The organism is Rhizobium sp. UFLA01-1127, assembly GCF_059803845.1.
Map to the genome: position 1 here is coordinate 1 of NZ_JAUQTZ010000138.1, position 16,427 is coordinate 16,427.

A 16,427-nucleotide genomic window follows, 5' to 3' on the forward strand; every position below is an offset into this window, starting at 1 on the left:
AGCCTGTGCAGCGGCTGAAGATGTGACTTGAATTTCCGCCGCCAAACCGTTGAAATATGGTGAGTCGCATCGTTGAGAATCGCGGATATCGATATCCCTTCTTAGTGATCCGGCCGAATGGCGCCGTTCGCGCACTGTGGGAGTATGATGATGGACAAGAGCCCTGATGCATTTCGCACGATCAGCGAAGTAGCCGAAGACCTTGATCTGCCGCAGCATGTCCTACGGTTCTGGGAGACCAGGTTTCCGCAGATCAAGCCGATGAAGCGCGGCGGCGGCAGGCGCTATTATCGCCCGGAAGACGTCGATCTGCTGAATGGCATCCGTCATCTGCTTTACGATCACGGCTATACGATCAAGGGTGTTCAGAAGCTTCTGAAGACCAATGGCAATAAGTTTGTCATCGCCGTCGGGCATGGCGATCTTGCGAGTGTGGAGGCGCTTGCCGCGGCGCAGGAGCCTGCGGCTGTCGAGCCGCGCATCAGCTCCGCCAATCCTGATGAGGATCAGATTGTCGGCCGCGCCAAGGCGCCGATAAGCCGCCGCTTCTTCAATTTCGTCAGCGGCGATGACGGCGTGCCGGATGTTTCGATCGGCAAATCCAGCGTCGGCAAGGAAGATCGCGCTTTGCTTCAAGAGACGCTCTACGATCTTCTGGAGTGCAAGCGCCTGCTTGATCAGGTGCGATAGGACGCCACTCCGTTTGCGATAGCGGCCGCATGAAGGCGCAATATAATTTTGGTCACGTGCAACTATGCTGCGATTTGCCGTGGTTTATGCGTGTGCTGGCTGGTTATGCTTACGAGTGATATTTTTATCACACCTGCTGCCCTTCTGCGTTGTGAAAATTAGTTCGGCAGCCTTATTAACTTGCCGCGGTGGGATCGCGGGTTCAGCTTGCTGGCGAAGCTTCTTTGCTTCGTCCCGTTTGAACGGGAACAGTCAGGCTATGGAGGGGCACGCCGCTGCCTGCCGAGAGACTCCATCTCTGACGGATGATAGTCGAATGGAGATACCATGAACATCAAGAGCCTTCTTCTTGGCTCAGCTGCTGCTATTGCCGCAGCTGGTGCTGCCCATGCCGCCGACGCTATTGTTGCTGCCGAGCCGGAACCGCTTGAATATGTCCGTATCTGCGATGGGTACGGCACAGGCTATTTCTATATTCCCGGCACAGAAACCTGCCTGAAGATCGGTGGAAAAGTCCGTACCGAAGGCGAGTGGTATGACGCCTATAATCCCCGCAGTAAGGTCGGCACGCTGTGGCACGAGCGGGTGGAGCTCGATGTCGATACGGCCACGGACACAGAATACGGGCCGCTGAAGACCAACACCATCTACCGTTGGGAATGGAACGACGGAGGCGCGACGTCGTCCAAGCTGCTGTTTGCGAATATCAGCCTTGCCGGCTTCACGGTTGGCAAGCTCGATTCACAGTTCAATCTTTACGCTGGTTATGCCGGTGACGTCGTCAACGATGATGCGATCTATGACGGCCCCTATGAGCTCAACCAGCTGACCTACAACTACGACGCCGGCAATGGCTTCACGGCCGTCATCTCGCTTGAGGATAGCAACTCGACCTCCGACGGCTCGGCATCTTACGGTGCCGGCTGGTGGACCGACGACAAATCCAATCACTATGCTCCCGACGTCGTGGCAGGCCTTGGCTACAAGACGGGCGACTGGGGCTTCAAGATCGTCGGCGGCTACGACTCGATCGTCGAGGAAGGCGCCATCAAGGCCCGTATCGACGCCAAGTTCGGTGGCGTGGAAGCCTTCCTGATGGGCGGCTGGAATACCGATGGCGACAAACTCAACAAATATGCCGGCACCAATCAGGATATCTCGGCTTGCACGGCATCGAACGGCACTGTCAATGCGGCCAAGTGCGGCTGGGGTGACTGGGCGCTTTGGGGTGGCGTCGGCGTTCCGATCAACGACAAGCTGAAGTGGAACCTGCAGCTTGCCTATACCGAATCGAAGATTTTCGAGGCGACCACCAACCTGAAGATCCATCCGGTCAAGGACTTTCTGATCGAGCCGGAAGTTACCTATATGCACTATGACTTCATCAAGGACGACACGGTGGCGGGCATCCTGCGTTTCGAGCGGAACTTCTGATCGGGGCTGAATTTCGCAGCTCGGTGATGACGACAGGAACATAAGGTCGGCGAAAAGGCCGTGCATCATGCGAGGCCTTTTCGTTTTGCTACGTTTTTCTATCCAGATGTTAAGCAAGATTCCGTCTTCGCGTGTGATTTTCAGCACTTTCCGCCAGGTTTCGCGCACTGCTCGATGAGTTGGCTTGCTAAAGCTTACCATCGGCTGTATTTCACATCCTTCGGGTTGTATCCTGAATTGCCGGAGGGAATATGCGCATACGTGCCACCATGGCGGCGAGCCTCGTCGCCATATCAACCATTCTATCGAGCTGTCAGACGCCGCAGGAATCTGCGATGAATGCCGAAATGACCTGTCAGTCGCAAGGATTTCGCCCGGGGACACAGCGCTACAGCCGCTGCGTTGGTGCGACTTACCAATCCAATCGCGCTCAGGCGCAACAGGCTGAAAACCAGGCAGCCGCCATGGCTGCAGCCGGCATCATTGGCGGCGTCCTGGTCGGTGCCGCTGTTAGCGACAATCATCACCATCGGGGCTATTACGGCCGTCCCTATTATCGTCGCTGCTATCGCTGCTGGTAAGCACGGCCTTTGTCCGCCGCCGCATCATGCTCCGTCGGCTCACACCGACGGAGTTTTCGTTTTCAGGGGCCACGAACCGCCAAGCATGAAAGATTGCGGCGCGCTTTGGAGGCTTTCCGCTGTTCTTCGAATCGCGGAAAGGCTCCGTCCCTTTTTTCACGCAATTCCAGACGGAAAACCGTCGCGCGCGTTTCCTGGGATTGCTCTAGTTTGGCGGGCTCATTTCCTGGCGATTGACGAGTTTCAGGCTCCGGTCCGGCTGGACGATGTAGGTTTCCACAACATCCTGGCCCCATTGGTTGGTGAAGTGATGCTGGAATTGCGAACCGGGAGGCGATTTTGCCAGCTTCATATGCGGCTGGCCGCCATAGGTGATGCTGCCGGGGACGGGCTGCAACGGGGCGGTGCTGCACGCGGCAAGCAGCAGTGCGCAGAGCGTGAAAGCTATTATATAGGACTTCATTGCTTTGACTTTCCGAGCCCGTTCCGTCCAGCGAAATCCGTCGCACAATAAAGGCGGAAGAGCATCTATGAGTGTGGTTTCAAATCACTATATACAGGTAATGGCGACGTGCTCTGCAGCAAGGTTCTCACGCGGATTTGCTTGGCGCCGCCACCGGATTTTGAAGGAGTCGCACATGTTTACGATTGTCAGATCGATAACGGCCGCTGGCTTCGGTCTGTTGCTGGCGGCAGGTGTTGCCATGCCTGCGGGCGCCATCACGATGCCGGTTCTGTCCTTGCCCGAAAAGTCCGATATCATTCAGGTCCATGATCATGGCCGTGACCATTGGCATCACCACAACCACTGGGGCAGGGGGCATCAGCGGCACGGCTCCGACAGCTACTATGACGACGATTCCGACAGCGGCGTGCTCTTCAAATCCTTTGTAACCGGCACTCTGTTCAACAGACATGGCTCTGAGAGCTATTACGATAACCACGCGCGCGACTGCGCGAGCCGCTACCGCTCCTATCGCGCTTCGGATAATACCTATCAGCCAAGTCACGGACCAAGACGAGCATGCCGCTGAGGCGGAACTTTTTCTGAGCAGGCCGCCACTTTTTGCTTGCGTCGGGAAACGCTAAACTCTAAACGAAACAAGCCGTTTCGGCAGGTCGGGGCGTAGCGCAGCCCGGTAGCGCACTTGACTGGGGGTCAAGGGGTCGCTGGTTCGAGTCCAGTCGCCCCGACCATTTATCTCCTTGAACTCCCAATCAAATTTCCAAAGATCAGCTACACCAGGATGATGTCTGGCCCGTCCAGCGGCGTGCGAGGCCCTCGGAAACCATCTGGTCGCCGAGCGAGCGTCCCGCGCGCATGGCGATGCGCAGCTTGCCGCCATTCTGGTCGTCGCGGCGATTGCTGCCTGAAAGTACGAAGGTTCCGTCGTTGAGTATGGCCTGCAGACGCAATTTCGCGGCGACTGCCTTCTGCCTCTCGCTTGGGCAGCGCGCTGTGCCGGCATCCGGCACATCGATATCGGCCAGCTGGATCCGGATGCCGTCCTGCCAGAAGGTATTGCCATCGACGACGCAATTGGTGCCTGAACCGGGGCCGCAAAGCACGAACCGGCCGCCCGTCTGTGCCCGCAGGCCGGGGGAGGGGTGATCGACCGGTATCCTGCTGACGGGCATCGCGACCGGAATGGCCGCGGGTGGCACAGGCAAGGCAGCCGTCGTGCGGGGTTCGGGAATGGCGGAAGCCGCCGTCTTAACCCTCGGCTTGGTCATCGGCACGGGTGCGTCCTGCGACGTGCTCTGGGCCATGAGCGGCATGCCGGCGACCGTGCCGGCATGAGCGAGCATCGACGGCATGTCCTTGCGATGTTGATAGGCATAGATGCCAGCCAGCGTCGCCACACCGACGACACCCCATAGCCACATCGAATTGCCCGCCTTTGATTGCGGCTTGCGCCGCGTGCGTCGTTTCGCTTTCGCCATGGTATCATCCCTCGGTTACGAGGGGATTATCGCCGCCATTTCTTACCGATCCGTTGGCTTCGCCCGGAATTGCTGACAGCAATGGACGAAGGCTACTTCGCCGCCGCCGTGGATGGCTTGAGCTTCACCGACATCGTCACCTGTCCGTTGACGGAAAGTCTCGAGCCGCGGCTATCGAAATTGTTGACCGCGGTATTGCTCGACATGGCACTGATCTCACACGTGTCGGCGATGGTGTCGAGCAGGGTGGCGCAACCGCTTACGGCGATCTTATAAAAGGATTTCAAGGCCTTTTCCTGCTGCGCTTCGCTATCGCTATCCGTTACCGGAAAAGAGAGCGATATTCCGGATTGCACGGAAATATATCCTTCCGACGGTTGACGGGGATTGCGCAGCGGAAGATTCGGAAAATTCTGCGCGAGAGCCGGCAGTGCCGCAGCGGCAAATGCCGCGCCAAGAGCGGCAAGGATAAGAAATCTAGTCATCGTCGTGCCTCCATTTTCCTGCTTGTCGCAGATAGGAATGAAGGCTTGGTGATGGGCTAACTTAAAATTGTACGCTTGGCACGATTTGCCGCAGGATTTGCGAATTGGAGATAAAATAGAGCCTTTCTGCTTTCTTCGAATCGCAAAAAAGCTCTATCCTTTAATTTCGCGCAATTCCCGACGGAGAACCGTGCATTTTTCCCGGAATTGCCTGTCGCGATGGTGGCCAAAATGCTTCCTTGCCAAGCCTGTGCACAGAGCGCATAGTCTCGATCGAAGTCGTCGGGCATACATCGGGTGCCGACGATGTGATGCGTGCTTCTGGCCGACGGATGACGAGACGCGCAAATGCTGGAAACTCCTATCCATCCAAGAGATCTGCCCTTATTTTCAGACGATCTGGATCGCCTTGAAAAGGTGTTGGATATGATTTGCAAAGATCGGGGCATGAATCCTCGCGGCCCTGAAGCTGAACGTCTCGGTGCATTGATCATCCAGCTTTATCGCCAGGGTGTGAAGGACGACGCGAAACTCCTTGCGCTTGCACGGGCTTATTTCTGACGCAGGTGCGTTTTTTTGCAGCCGAAAATCTAATCGATTTAAGCTGATTTCACATAGCAGCAATGATGCTTTGTGCCTGTTCGCAGCGAACGGGCCTTCCTATATATGCTGCGCTGCACAAAGAGATTCGATGTCTTGATGTCACTGATTCTGCAAAGGAGCAGTGCGCGCCTGCCCGCAGCGAAGGTAAAGCAGACCGCGGCTGGCGTGGATAGAAAGGTCCATGATGAATTTTAAAGTTCCGAGCCGGCTTCGCCGCCTGCTTGTCGATTCCGTCGAGCTGCCCCAGCTCAAGTTTCCGATGACGCAGCCGTCGCGCCGCCGCGTTTCCACGCGTCCGTCGTCGCAGCGGCTGACGGATGTTTTGTGGTTCGGCCGCAATCCCGGCGGTCTGCGCATGCTGGAATATGTACCGCCGGGCGTGAAAGGCCCGATGCCGTTGGTCGTCGTTCTGCACGGCTGTCACCAGAATGCCGAGGATTTCGATCGCGCCAGCGGCTGGACCGCACTTGCCCGTCAGCATGGATTTGCCGTGCTTTATGCAGAGCAGAACGCATCGAACAATCCAAATCTCTGTTTCAACTGGTTTCGCCCGAGCCTGGTGACGCGCGACCGCGGCGAGCTCGGTTCCATTCGCGAAATGATCGATTTCAGCTGCCGGCTGCATACGATTGACCATAGCAGGATTTTTGTGATGGGCCTGTCGGCCGGCGGCGCCATGGCGGCTGCACTGCTTGTGACCTATCCAGAACTGTTTGCCGCAGGCGCCGTCATCGGCGGCCTGCCTTTCGGCGCCGCCCGCGACGCCATGTCGGCGCTTGACGTCATGAAACGCGGCTCAAGCCGTCCTGCCGAAAAATGGGGCGACCTTGTTCGCGAAGTTTCCCCCGAAGCCGCACGCTTTCCGGTCGTCTCCATCTGGCATGGCGATGCCGATGAGGTGGTATCCTTCGCCAATGCGGAGGCATCCGTTGCGCAATGGCTTGCCGCACGCGAGCGTCCGCGCATCAAGGGTCGGCTGCGTCTCTTCGAGGGCGGCGAGCGGCGCGAATGGCGTGACGATTATGGCCACATGATTCTCGAGCTGGTAACGCTGAACGACTTCGGACATGGCCTGCCCGTCGGCCCTATCGTCGAGGGCTGGGAACCGGCCAACAACACTGAACGCTATATCCTGCCGGCAGCCCTTTCGGCGCCCGAAGAGCTTGTCAAAAGCTGGAAGCTTGCAGCCTAAGGGAGGCCGCGCAAAACCGTGCAGCGGTCTTTCCGTCCGGAATTGCGAGAAACAAAGAGACAGAGCGGTTCAGAGGGTTCGTGAAAAGCTGAACCGTTCTGAAGACCGCAACCTGCCTGGGCCGTCAATCATCATTGGTGGCATTCAGGTTTTCCGGCCGGATGCCGTCATCGTCAGACCAATGCTTGAAGCGTATGCCGGGGCCACCCATTCCGTCGCTGCCGCCGGCGAGGAAAAGTACGCCGTGGTTTTCGAGGACGGAGCAAAGAGCGGCAAGCGCCTTGATATCGGTCGAACCGCCCTCTGTTTCCAGCGCTTCGATCGTCGCAACCGGAAGCCTGCTCTCGCTGGCAAGCGTTTCTGTCGTCAATCCGAGCATGGCCCGCGCGCCACGTAATTGTGCTGAAGTGATCATGGGTTAACTTTATCTCATCAGCCCAAAAAGCGGAACCGATTTCGGATAAAAATCGCGCGCGAAGCGAGAGCATGCCACGCGAAGGTGCGTGGCGGTTTTGTGGGAACGACGTGCCTGAAATCAAGCGCCCGAAGCTAAGGAAGCGCATCTGAAAGATTGCCGCTGCCCTTAATAGGCGGCCGCGTTTCTTCGGTGGTCCTCGATCGCCTCGCGCAACATGTTGTTTGCGACCAGCTCCAGCGGAGCCGGCGCGGGATAGCCGAGCAGGTCATGGTAGATTTTCTCGGTCGCATCGGCCATGCCTGCCAGCGTATAGCCGTCCTTGCGGCGGCGTGCTTCGATGGCAAAACTTGCAAGCACCGTCGGATCGACAAGGCGCACCATCGCGGAAGCCAGCGCTGCCGGATCGTCGCTGTTCGGGATAATGTAACCGTTCTTGCCGTGTTCCAGCACCGTGCGCGCGCCACCGACATCCGTCAGCAGGAGCGGTTTGCCGGCGGCGGCCGCCTCCAGCATCACATAGGACATCGCTTCGTAGCGGCTCGGCATGACGACCGCGTCGAAGGCATCAATGGCAGTCGCACCCGGCACGCCACCGTCAAGCCGGACGCGGTGTTCGAGACCGGAGCCCTTGATCATGTTTCGAATGGTATCTGCCAACTCACCGACGCCGATCATCAGCAGATGAGCCTGCGGCAATTCCGCAGCCACCCGCACAAAGGCCGCAACGAGGCGCTCCGGCGCCTTTTGCTGGGTCATCCGGCCGACGAAACCGAAGAGGAGCGCATCCTGCGGAATGTCATATCGTTTCCGGATGGCTGCGCGCTGGCTCGCAGGCGGCGTCCTGACGCCGTTGACGACGACACGCAGGCGCGCCCTGGGAATGCCGAGCGACAGCGCATGATTGTATTCATCCTGCGAAACGCAGACCACGCGGTCCGTCAGCCAACTGCCGAGAAAGCGCTCGATGCCGCCGTAGATCAAGCGTCCCTTGGTGCCGAGCGTCGGATCCATGGTCCGAAAGGCATGTGGAGTGTAAAGAATCGGAATATGGCGGCCCGGCAGCCGCAGCCGTGTCAGGGCGCCGGCCTTGGAGCTATGACCGTGGATCAGATCGAACGGCCCGTGCGCCGCAGCGATCTTGCGCAAATGCCACCATGCCGACAGGTCCCAGGGACCTGGAGCGCGCCGCATGGCGAGCGGAACGACATTGTCGAGGCCGATCCGCTCCAGTTCGGCGACGAAGGCCGGCTCCGCACGCACCGGTGAGTAGACGGCGGTCACCGAATGGCCGCGATGCTGCATGGCCCGGCACAGATCGAGAAAATGCCGCCCGGAGCCGCCGCCGCTCGGCTCGAGAACCTGCAGCAGCGACAGGCGTCTGATGCTGGTGCGAATATTCACGGCGCTTCCCTTCCGCTCAAGCTACGCTGATACTTTTGCTCAAGTGCGCCGCAGCCCCAGACGATGCCGACGAGCATGTAGAGATGGCGCCAATGGTCGGTATCGATGACATTGCCGATGCCGAGGTGACCGAGAATGACGATCCAGGCGATCATGACGACAGGCTGCGCGGGCCGCTCGCGCAGCAGGCTGCGGAATCCGGACAGGAACACGCCGATGGCGACGCGCGCGGTGCCGAGCAGCCGCATGGTGGCAAGCTGCGGTCGCGCGACGCGAGGCAATGAAAGGTCGATCGCGCTCAATAGGCATTTTCCGTATTGAGCAGACGGAAAGGCGTCAGGAAGAGGATCTTCAGATCGAAGAGCAGCGACCAGTTCTCGATGTAGTAAAGGTCATAGGCCGTGCGGAACTTGATCTTGTCGTCGCTGTCGATCTCGCCGCGCCAGCCGTTGATCTGCGCCCAGCCGGTCACGCCGGGCTTCACGCGATGGCGCGCGAAATAGCCCTCGACGACATCGGCATAGGTGCGGTTATGGCTGGCCGCAAGCACCGCATGCGGTCGCGGGCCGACGAGCGAAAGGTTGCCGAGCAGCACATTGAAAAGCTGCGGCAGTTCATCGATCGACGTCTTGCGGATGAAGCGCCCGACAGGCGTGACGCGCGGGTCGTTCTTGGTCACGGCGTTGCGCGCCGATGGATCGCTCATATGCGTGTACATCGAGCGGAACTTGAAGACGTTGATGATCTCGTTGTTGAAGCCGTGCCGCTTCTGCATGAAGAAGACCGGCCCTTTCGAGGTCGCCTTCACGGCAATGGCCGCTCCGAGCATGATCGGCCAGAGCAGGGAAAGCGCGACCAGGCTGAAGAAGACGTCGAAGATGCGCTTGGCGACACCATCCCAGTCCCGGATCGGCTTGTTGAAGATGTCGAGCATCGGCACGGCGCCCACATGGGAATAGGCGCGGGGCCGGAAGCGCAGCTTGTTGGCATGCGCCGCCAGACGAATATCGGCGGGCAGCACCCACAGCATCTTGAGCAGTTGCAGGATACGGTCTTCTGCGCTGATCGGCAGTGCTATGATCAGCATGTCGATGCGCACCAGCCGGGCGAACTCGACCAGTTCCGCGACCGTACCGAGTTTCGGATAGCCGGCCACCATGATGGGGGAGCGCTTTTCGCCGCGATCGTCGAAGATGCCGCAGACGCGGATATCGTTGTCCGGCTGATGTTCGAGCGCGCGGATAAGTTCCTTGGCCGGCTCGCCGCCTCCGACGATCACGGCGCGTCTTTCCATCGTACCGTTGCGAGCCCAGTGGCGGATGCCATAGGCGAAGAGCAGACGGGCGATGAGGAGGAAAGCCGCCCCCGCAGCAAGCCAGACGCCGAGGAGGTGGACGGAATAGATATCGTTAATGTCGAACGGGACAAGAGCGACAGTCATGACCGCGAAGGCGGCTGCCCACGATCCGAGAATCCGGTGCAGGAAGCGATGCGGCGAGCGCAGTACCGGTATCTGATAGGCATCGGCGATCTGCAGGAACACGACCGCCAGACCGCTGAGCGCGCAGGTCACGACCGCTTTTGCCAGGAACGGGTGATTGCTCGCCGTTCCGAGGAACAGGATCGCAAGCCCGAATGCAAGCAGCGACAGAAATTCAAACAGCCGGTACTGCCCTATGATGATCGCCGGCGACTGGTTCGTTTCGCGGAACTGGTCGGCGATTTGCCGGGCATAGGCGTTTACGCCGTTGAGGTGAGCGCCGCTGGTCTCTTCGACACCGCGGGTGCGGATTTCCGAAACCTGCTTGCGGATACTGTCCAAGTTAAATTGCTCGGACTTTTCTTTGGTGTTCATGGCAATTTATCCGGTCGTTACCGGAAATTGCCTAACAGAAATCAGCTAAGAAACACTTACAACACTTGCTTGTATTCTAACCGTCTGCGTCCAGGCCAAGTATATTTTGATACAGGTGCAAAGTATCCCGGGCCATGAGCGAGGCGGAAAAATTCGATCGGATTGCACCAATATCGGGCATGTTGCGAAGTCCCCATTGCGGCTCCGCGATCGCTTCGGCCATGATGCGCGAGAGATCGTCGGCATCGTCCGGTCTGGCGAGCGCCGCGCTGTTTTCGCCGAGCGCTTCCGGGATGCCGCCGACGCGCGAGGCGATGACGGTCTTTCCGGCCGCGAGCGCCTCCAGGACGATATAGGGCATCGCTTCGGCGCGTGAGGGAACGACGACATTTTGCGAAACGGCGAAAGCTTCGTGTACGCGCATGGCCGGCAGCATGCCGATGCGGTGGCCGAGGCCCCGTTCAATCATCATTCGATGGTATTTGTCCTTGTCTGGACCGTCGCCGATCATCAATGCAGAGAGCGGCCTGCCGGCCCGCCGTTCCGTTTTGGCGAAAGCGTCCACAAACAGATCGGGACCCTTCAGGTCCCGCAGCATGCCGATATAGACGAAATGCACGGAGTCGGATCGCGTCGGTACATCGCGAAAGTCCCTTTCGCTGATGCCGTTGTAGATCATCACCGAACGGGTTCGGGGTTTGCCGATCTTTCTTTCATAGGTGCGGCGTTCGAAATCGCAGATGAAGATCAGCCCGTCGGTCAGAAATTCCAGCATGCGTTCGAGGCTGTGCACCAGCATGCCTTGCAGCGAAGCGCGAGGAAAGTGCAGGCTGCCGCCATGCGCAGTATAAAGGCGGGCTACGCGATACCTGTTGACCCGCAGCATCGAGCCGAGAACGCGTGCAAGCAGGCCGCCTTTGGCGCCATGCCCATGCAGCACGTCCGGCCGCAAACTCTTGATTTTTTTGTACCCGCCCCAGAGCGTGGCAGCATCCGAAAGACTGATTTGCCGCCGGATCGGTATGCGAATCACGCCTAGAGTCAAAAAGGGCGCGATGTCGTCGAACAAGCGGTCCTCATGCTCGCCGCCGGTCAGACTGTCGCAGAGTATGCCGACTTCGTGTCCGGCTTTGCTTTGCTCCTCTGCCAAATCGCGGACGTGGCGGAAAATTCCACCAACCGGGGATCTGAAGCAGTGGAGGATTTTTAGCGGTCTGGCCATGAGCGGGCTTTAGAACAACCGCTCTCTGACATAGATGGTGTCGCCTGCCAGCACGGGATCCGAAATGCCGACCCGTCCGGTCATGACATGACCGTTGATCTTGCGGGTGACGTCGGCATTGGCCTGGTTGGCTCGGCTGGTGAAGCCGCCTGCGACTGCGATGGCATTTTGAATAGTCATGCCGGGAACATAAGAATATTGGCCCGGCTGACCGACCTCGCCCATGATGTAGACCGAACGATAGCGATCGATGTCGATGGTAACGTCCGGATCGCGAATGTAGCCCTGCCGGAGTTTCTGCGCGATCTGGCCGGAGAGTTGCTGCAAGGTTCGGCCACGGGCGGCGACCTGGCCAATCAGCGGGAAGGCAATATAGCCGGCCTGGTCGACGGTATAGGTATTCGTCAATCCCGGCTGGTCGAATACCGTAACCCGGAGCCGATCGCCGCTATCCAGCGCATAAGGCTGGATCGTGGCCTCATTGAAGGCTTTCGGCGCAGGCTGATAGGTATTGCAGCCGGCAAGCGCGACGCTCACGGCGGCCATGCCAAGCGCCAGGACAATCTTTGGCTTTGCGAAGGGCATTTCGCGCTCTTTGGAAAGGGAAAATCACTGCCGTCGTTATCAATCCGTTAGGGTTAACGGCCGGTAAAGAGCAAAGGAAAATTCCGGCAAAAAATTAGAGACGCCAAACATAGTATCGGCGAAATACTATTAACGCTTGGGTTACCCTAGTCGTTTACGTTTAATTTTGGCTTTCTATTACGGAGTTTTTGCATATGTCCGCGGTCAACAATACCCAGCAGGATGTGGACATCGATCTCGCTCAGCTCTTCCGCGCCGTGTGGCGGCGGCGGGTGCGCGTCATCGCGATCACGCTGGCAGGCGCCTGCGCCGCGTTCGTGATCGCCAAGGTCATCTCGCCGGAATACCGCAGCGAGGCTCGCATTCTGATAGAGCAGCGCGCTCCGGCCTTTGCGACGACGACATCGGGCAATGATTCCAGTGCCGGCCCCTTGTTGGATGAGCTCAATATCGCCAGCCAGGTTCAGATTCTGCAGTCGGCCGATCTGGTCAAACAGGTCATCACCAATCTCAAGCTCTACGACCGCCCGGACTTTGCGTCCGGCAGCAACGGCTCCGCACTTTCCGACATTCTCGTCAAGCTGCACCTGAAGCGGGCTGCGGCCGATAAGGCACCGGAAGAGCGAATGCTGGACGCTTTCAATACCCGGCTGCAGGTTTACCAGATCAATACCTCGCGCGTGATCGGCATAAGCTTCACCTCCCGTGATCCCGGTCTTGCGGCTAGCGTGCCGAATGCGATGGCGCAGGTCTATCTGTCGATGCAGAGCGGCGCCAAGCTCGATTCCAACAGCGAGGCGACGCGCTGGCTGGAACCGGAGATCGCGAGGCTGCGCGATAAAGTCAGCGAGGCCGAAAAGAAGATCGCGGACTACCGCTCTGCGAATGGACTGCTTCAGACCAGCCAGAACAATAATTTCGCCACCCAGCAGCTTGCCGACATTTCAACGCAGCTGGCACAGGTGCGGGGTGACAGGGCCAATGCCGAGGCGCGGGCGCAAGCGGTGCGCGGCGCGCTGTCGAGCGGCCGCTCCACCGACACGCTCAGCGATGTCTCCGGATCGCAGACCATTCAGCGGCTGAAGGCGACGGAGTCGAGCCTGGAGTCGCAGATATCCGACCTCTCCACGACGCTGATGGACGGACACCCGCGCTTGAAGAGCTTGCGGGCGCAGCTCGCCGATATCCGGCAGCAGATCAATCGCGAGACCCAGAGGATTCTGGCAAGCATCGAGAACGAGGCGAAGGTGGCTCAACTGCGCGAGCAGCAGCTGTTGGCTCAGTCGAACACCTTGAAGGCCGACAGCGCCAGGGCAGGGGAGGATGAGGTCGGTCTGAACGCGCTGGAGCGGGAAGCGGCCGCCGAGCGGCAGTTGCTTGAAACCTATCTTGCCCGCTATCGCGAGGCAGCCTCTCGCGTGGATAAGAATTCCAGCCCCGCCGACGCCCGCGTCGTCTCGACGGCGGTCGAGCCGGTCGATCCGTCCTTTCCGAAGGTCGGCCCCATTGTCGTCGTTGCAACCTTGGCGACCTTCATCCTGACGTCCATCGTCATCATGCTTGCCGAGCTGTTCAGCGGCCGTGCATTGCGGCCGGTCGGCACTGTTCGCAAGGAGGATGCCGCCGTGCAGGAGGCATCGGAGGAAGCTCAGCCCACCTTTGACGAGCCGGCCCCGCTGCGGGCCGTTGCCAGAGCCGGAAACAGGGAGGTGCCCGCAAGTATGCTCTCGGTCCCTGCAGAGGACGTCCCGGTTCATGTCGCGACTGCTGCAAGCGTTCCGCAGCACGAACTCAAGGAAGCGGCTCAGGCGACGGAGGAAGAGGAGGACTTCTCCATCCAGTCCGTCGCCGATTATCTGATCGACAGCGGTTCGCGGCTTGCGATCGCCATATCTCCGACCGGTGATAGTGGCTCTACGGCAACGGTCATGCTTGCGCGGACCGTCGCCGATGCGGGAAGCCGCATCGTGCTGGTGGATATGACCGGCACCGGATGTCCCTCGAGGCTTATGGCCGAACACGGCGAGCTGGCCGGCGTGACGGATCTGCTGTGCGGCGAAGCTGCCTTTGCCGATACGATCCATCCGGATCGCCTGTCGGATGCCCATCTCGTGCCGCAGGGCACGAGCGACCTTGCCCGCGCCATGCGTGGCGCCGACCGCCTCTCGCTGATACTAGATGCGCTGGGTTCCGCCTATGACATCGTTCTTGTGGAGTGTGGCGCGGCGGAGGTTTCCGGCGTCGCACGGCTGACCCGCAGCAAGGATACGGAAATCATCCTCTCCATGCCCGAGCCCAACGAAAGCCAGTTCATGGCAGCCATGACGGAGTTTCAGAAGGCCGGCTATGAGCACATCATCCTGATGTCCGGCTGGCGTGAGGAGCATGACCCTGATACGCGCCGCGACGCAGCCTGATCAATCGCCGTCGCTGTCGCTGTTGTCCGCCGCTGCGCCGGCGCCGCGTCGCGCCCGCAGTCGCTGGATGAACGAATAGAGCTTTCGATTGGATTTGATCGCTGTCTTCGTGCGCGTGACGCCCCGTTGTGCCATCGCAGCCAGATTGCCAATGCCTGAGACAGGCAGGAACAGGTCATGCTGCACGGTCTCCATCGGGCACCAGGAGCGCTTGTAGATCTGGTCGCCGATGCCGAAATCGAAGAGGGCGGCGCCTTCGCGATGCAGCCGCTCGATCATCAGCCAGAAAAGCAATTCGCCGGGGCTTGCCTCGGCAACGGTGGCCTCGTCGATAGAGGCAAACTGGCAGATGACGTGATCTCCCTTGCGAGACAATGCTGCGACCGCGGGTATATGTCCCTCATGCTCTCCCTTCAGCCGCAGCGCGTGCATCTGCAGCGTCGCATCGAAGCCACCGTCCTCGTTCTGCCGCAGCAGCCTATGGAAGGCCGATCGGGTCGGAACGTCATCGAAGACGTCGGGCAGGCCGGCATCCTTGAAGCGTACCGCCTTCTGGCGAAAGAAGAGGTCGAGAAGCGCGTGCTGCTGGTCGGGCTCGGCAATCACATGCTCGTAGCCGCCTTTGGCATCGAGAACCCGGCTCTGGTGCTTGAATTTCTTGCGCCGCCGCTTGGCGTTCACCTGCTTCAGACTTGCTTCGAAACTGCCGAGGAAGGGTAGCTGGAAGGCATGGTTCTGATTTTCGATGGCGGGCAGTGCCGCGAGCGGATTTTTACGGCCGCGCCATTCAAGCGGCACGTTGCGCAGGACGGCGAGATCGGCCTTGCTGCGCAAGGCTGCCGCGATGGCTGCCGTCTGGGCTGAGGTCAGGTCTCCATTCGCCAGGAACTCCGGCGAAAACAGGCCGGTATTGATATTGCTGTGGCGCGCGCCGATGAATTCGGCCCGTCTTATTCCGCGGCCGCGAATGATCTCGAGCGGCAGGATGAAGGCGATGCGATCTTCGATGGAGCCGCGAAGGATGGCAAGGGGATGCCCGAAGCTCTCCGCCCAGGCCGTGCACCAGTCGTAGCTCTGGTGCAGCGACGAGAGATCGTCCCGCTCCAGCGCACGCCACTCCGCCTCGAGCGGTGCCATGCTGTCAAAGACGTCGATCCGCAGCGGGGCGACGGCGGCAGGCTGCATCGGAAGGGATGCAATCCGTTCACCCGCTGCCTCGGCAGCGGCCATGCCGGCGATATCTCGCGTCTGGGTCTGCATCCGATCTTCTCCGCTCCGCGGTATTCGAACGCAGTCTGGCGGGCAACGGCTTATTTTTGGCTTAAGATGAGACACCTGCGCCGGATAAGGCGCGGATCAGGGTTAGTCTTGTGTGAATCGCGCCAGTGCAAAGGTCATTGCGGGCGCGATCCCGCCATCCATTTAATGATGCCCATCGCCGGCAGCACCCAGACGATGCCGCTAAAAAAGAAATACAGGAAATGTACCCAGCCGGGTTGATCTGCAAGCGTTCGCACTGCAACGATCATGGCAACGATCGCATAGATTGCAACCAGCAGCACGAGCAGGATCATGCCGATGAATTTGCGCAGGCGAAGGG

Annotated in this window: 17 protein-coding genes, 1 tRNA gene and 1 pseudogene; 8 read left to right on the forward strand and 11 right to left on the reverse strand. The window is 59.5% G+C overall.

The annotated features are described in order from the left end of the window. Positions 1-144 precede the first annotated feature (144 nt). From Q4Q11_RS25710 to Q4Q11_RS25720, 3 genes are all read left to right on the forward strand, one after another. Positions 145-690: a MerR family transcriptional regulator gene (locus tag Q4Q11_RS25710; protein ID WP_113217783.1), complete on the forward strand. Its 546-nt coding sequence runs from the start codon at positions 145-147 to the stop codon at positions 688-690. Between the two features lie 327 nt (positions 691-1,017). Continuing rightward, positions 1,018-2,124 carry a porin gene (locus Q4Q11_RS25715; protein WP_112510986.1) on the forward strand — a complete coding sequence of 369 codons (1,107 nt, stop codon included), beginning with the start codon at positions 1,018-1,020 and terminating at the stop codon, positions 2,122-2,124. A gap of 251 nt (positions 2,125-2,375) precedes the next feature. Next, on the forward strand, positions 2,376-2,705 hold the full coding sequence (locus tag Q4Q11_RS25720; RefSeq protein ID WP_112510988.1) for a hypothetical protein: 330 nt from the start codon (positions 2,376-2,378) through the stop codon (positions 2,703-2,705). Positions 2,706-2,910: 205 nt separating this feature from the next. On the opposite strand, the gene Q4Q11_RS25725 is transcribed toward Q4Q11_RS25720, so the two are convergent. After that, positions 2,911-3,168, reverse strand: a complete 258-nt coding sequence (locus Q4Q11_RS25725; protein ID WP_498571249.1) for a hypothetical protein — start codon at positions 3,166-3,168, stop codon at positions 2,911-2,913. Positions 3,169-3,343: 175 nt separating this feature from the next. Between Q4Q11_RS25725 and Q4Q11_RS25730 the strand changes: the two genes are divergently transcribed. Next, positions 3,344-3,739, forward strand: coding sequence for a BA14K family protein (locus Q4Q11_RS25730; protein WP_498571250.1), 396 nt, complete (start codon positions 3,344-3,346; stop codon positions 3,737-3,739). Between the two features lie 86 nt (positions 3,740-3,825). Further along, positions 3,826-3,902, forward strand: a tRNA-Pro gene (locus tag Q4Q11_RS25735). A 36-nt stretch (positions 3,903-3,938) separates the two neighbouring features. Here the strand turns inward: Q4Q11_RS25735 and Q4Q11_RS25740 are convergent. Together Q4Q11_RS25740 and Q4Q11_RS25745 are read right to left on the reverse strand one after the other, a co-directional pair. Continuing rightward, positions 3,939-4,649: a thermonuclease family protein gene (locus tag Q4Q11_RS25740; protein ID WP_498571251.1), complete on the reverse strand. Its 711-nt coding sequence runs from the start codon at positions 4,647-4,649 to the stop codon at positions 3,939-3,941. Positions 4,650-4,741: 92 nt separating this feature from the next. After that, a complete protein-coding gene (locus Q4Q11_RS25745) occupies positions 4,742-5,134 on the reverse strand; it encodes a hypothetical protein (RefSeq protein WP_112510996.1) in 393 nt (130 codons plus the stop codon). 348 nt (positions 5,135-5,482) lie between these two features. Here Q4Q11_RS25745 and Q4Q11_RS25750 point away from each other — a divergent pair, with 348 nt between their 5' ends. Then, the gene (locus Q4Q11_RS25750; RefSeq protein WP_112510998.1) at positions 5,483-5,695 is read left to right on the forward strand and encodes a hypothetical protein; all 213 of its coding nucleotides are present in this window, start codon (positions 5,483-5,485) and stop codon (positions 5,693-5,695) included. Positions 5,696-5,918: 223 nt separating this feature from the next. After that, complete coding sequence (locus Q4Q11_RS25755) at positions 5,919-6,929, forward strand: extracellular catalytic domain type 1 short-chain-length polyhydroxyalkanoate depolymerase (protein WP_498571252.1); 1,011 nt, start codon at positions 5,919-5,921, stop codon at positions 6,927-6,929. 124 nt (positions 6,930-7,053) lie between these two features. On the opposite strand, the gene Q4Q11_RS25760 is transcribed toward Q4Q11_RS25755, so the two are convergent. The 6 genes and pseudogenes from Q4Q11_RS25760 to Q4Q11_RS25785 form a co-directional block, all read right to left on the reverse strand. Next, complete coding sequence (locus tag Q4Q11_RS25760; protein ID WP_498571253.1) at positions 7,054-7,344, reverse strand: helix-turn-helix domain-containing protein; 291 nt, start codon at positions 7,342-7,344, stop codon at positions 7,054-7,056. A gap of 168 nt (positions 7,345-7,512) precedes the next feature. Further along, positions 7,513-8,748: a glycosyltransferase family 4 protein gene (locus tag Q4Q11_RS25765; protein WP_498571254.1), complete on the reverse strand. Its 1,236-nt coding sequence runs from the start codon at positions 8,746-8,748 to the stop codon at positions 7,513-7,515. Continuing rightward, positions 8,745-8,948: pseudogene (locus tag Q4Q11_RS25770) on the reverse strand (hypothetical protein); the annotation flags it as partial. The pseudogene Q4Q11_RS25770 and the gene Q4Q11_RS25765, both read right to left, overlap by 4 nt. A 98-nt stretch (positions 8,949-9,046) precedes the next feature. Next, positions 9,047-10,603 carry an undecaprenyl-phosphate glucose phosphotransferase gene (locus tag Q4Q11_RS25775; RefSeq protein WP_498571255.1) on the reverse strand — a complete coding sequence of 519 codons (1,557 nt, stop codon included), beginning with the start codon at positions 10,601-10,603 and terminating at the stop codon, positions 9,047-9,049. A gap of 76 nt (positions 10,604-10,679) precedes the next feature. Beyond that, positions 10,680-11,825, reverse strand: coding sequence for a glycosyltransferase family 4 protein (locus Q4Q11_RS25780; RefSeq protein ID WP_498571256.1), 1,146 nt, complete (start codon positions 11,823-11,825; stop codon positions 10,680-10,682). A gap of 9 nt (positions 11,826-11,834) precedes the next feature. Beyond that, positions 11,835-12,410 carry a polysaccharide biosynthesis/export family protein gene (locus Q4Q11_RS25785; protein WP_112511009.1) on the reverse strand — a complete coding sequence of 192 codons (576 nt, stop codon included), beginning with the start codon at positions 12,408-12,410 and terminating at the stop codon, positions 11,835-11,837. 194 nt (positions 12,411-12,604) lie between these two features. On the opposite strand from Q4Q11_RS25785, the gene Q4Q11_RS25790 reads away from it, so the two are divergent. Next, complete coding sequence (locus Q4Q11_RS25790) at positions 12,605-14,827, forward strand: GumC family protein (protein WP_498571257.1); 2,223 nt, start codon at positions 12,605-12,607, stop codon at positions 14,825-14,827. On the opposite strand, the gene Q4Q11_RS25795 is transcribed toward Q4Q11_RS25790, so the two are convergent. Next, on the reverse strand, positions 14,828-16,087 hold the full coding sequence (locus tag Q4Q11_RS25795) for a GNAT family N-acetyltransferase (RefSeq protein WP_112679162.1): 1,260 nt from the start codon (positions 16,085-16,087) through the stop codon (positions 14,828-14,830). A 134-nt stretch (positions 16,088-16,221) separates the two neighbouring features. Beyond that, the coding region (locus Q4Q11_RS25800; RefSeq protein WP_498571258.1) for a DUF2842 domain-containing protein at positions 16,222-16,427 on the reverse strand (206 nt) is incomplete at its 5' end.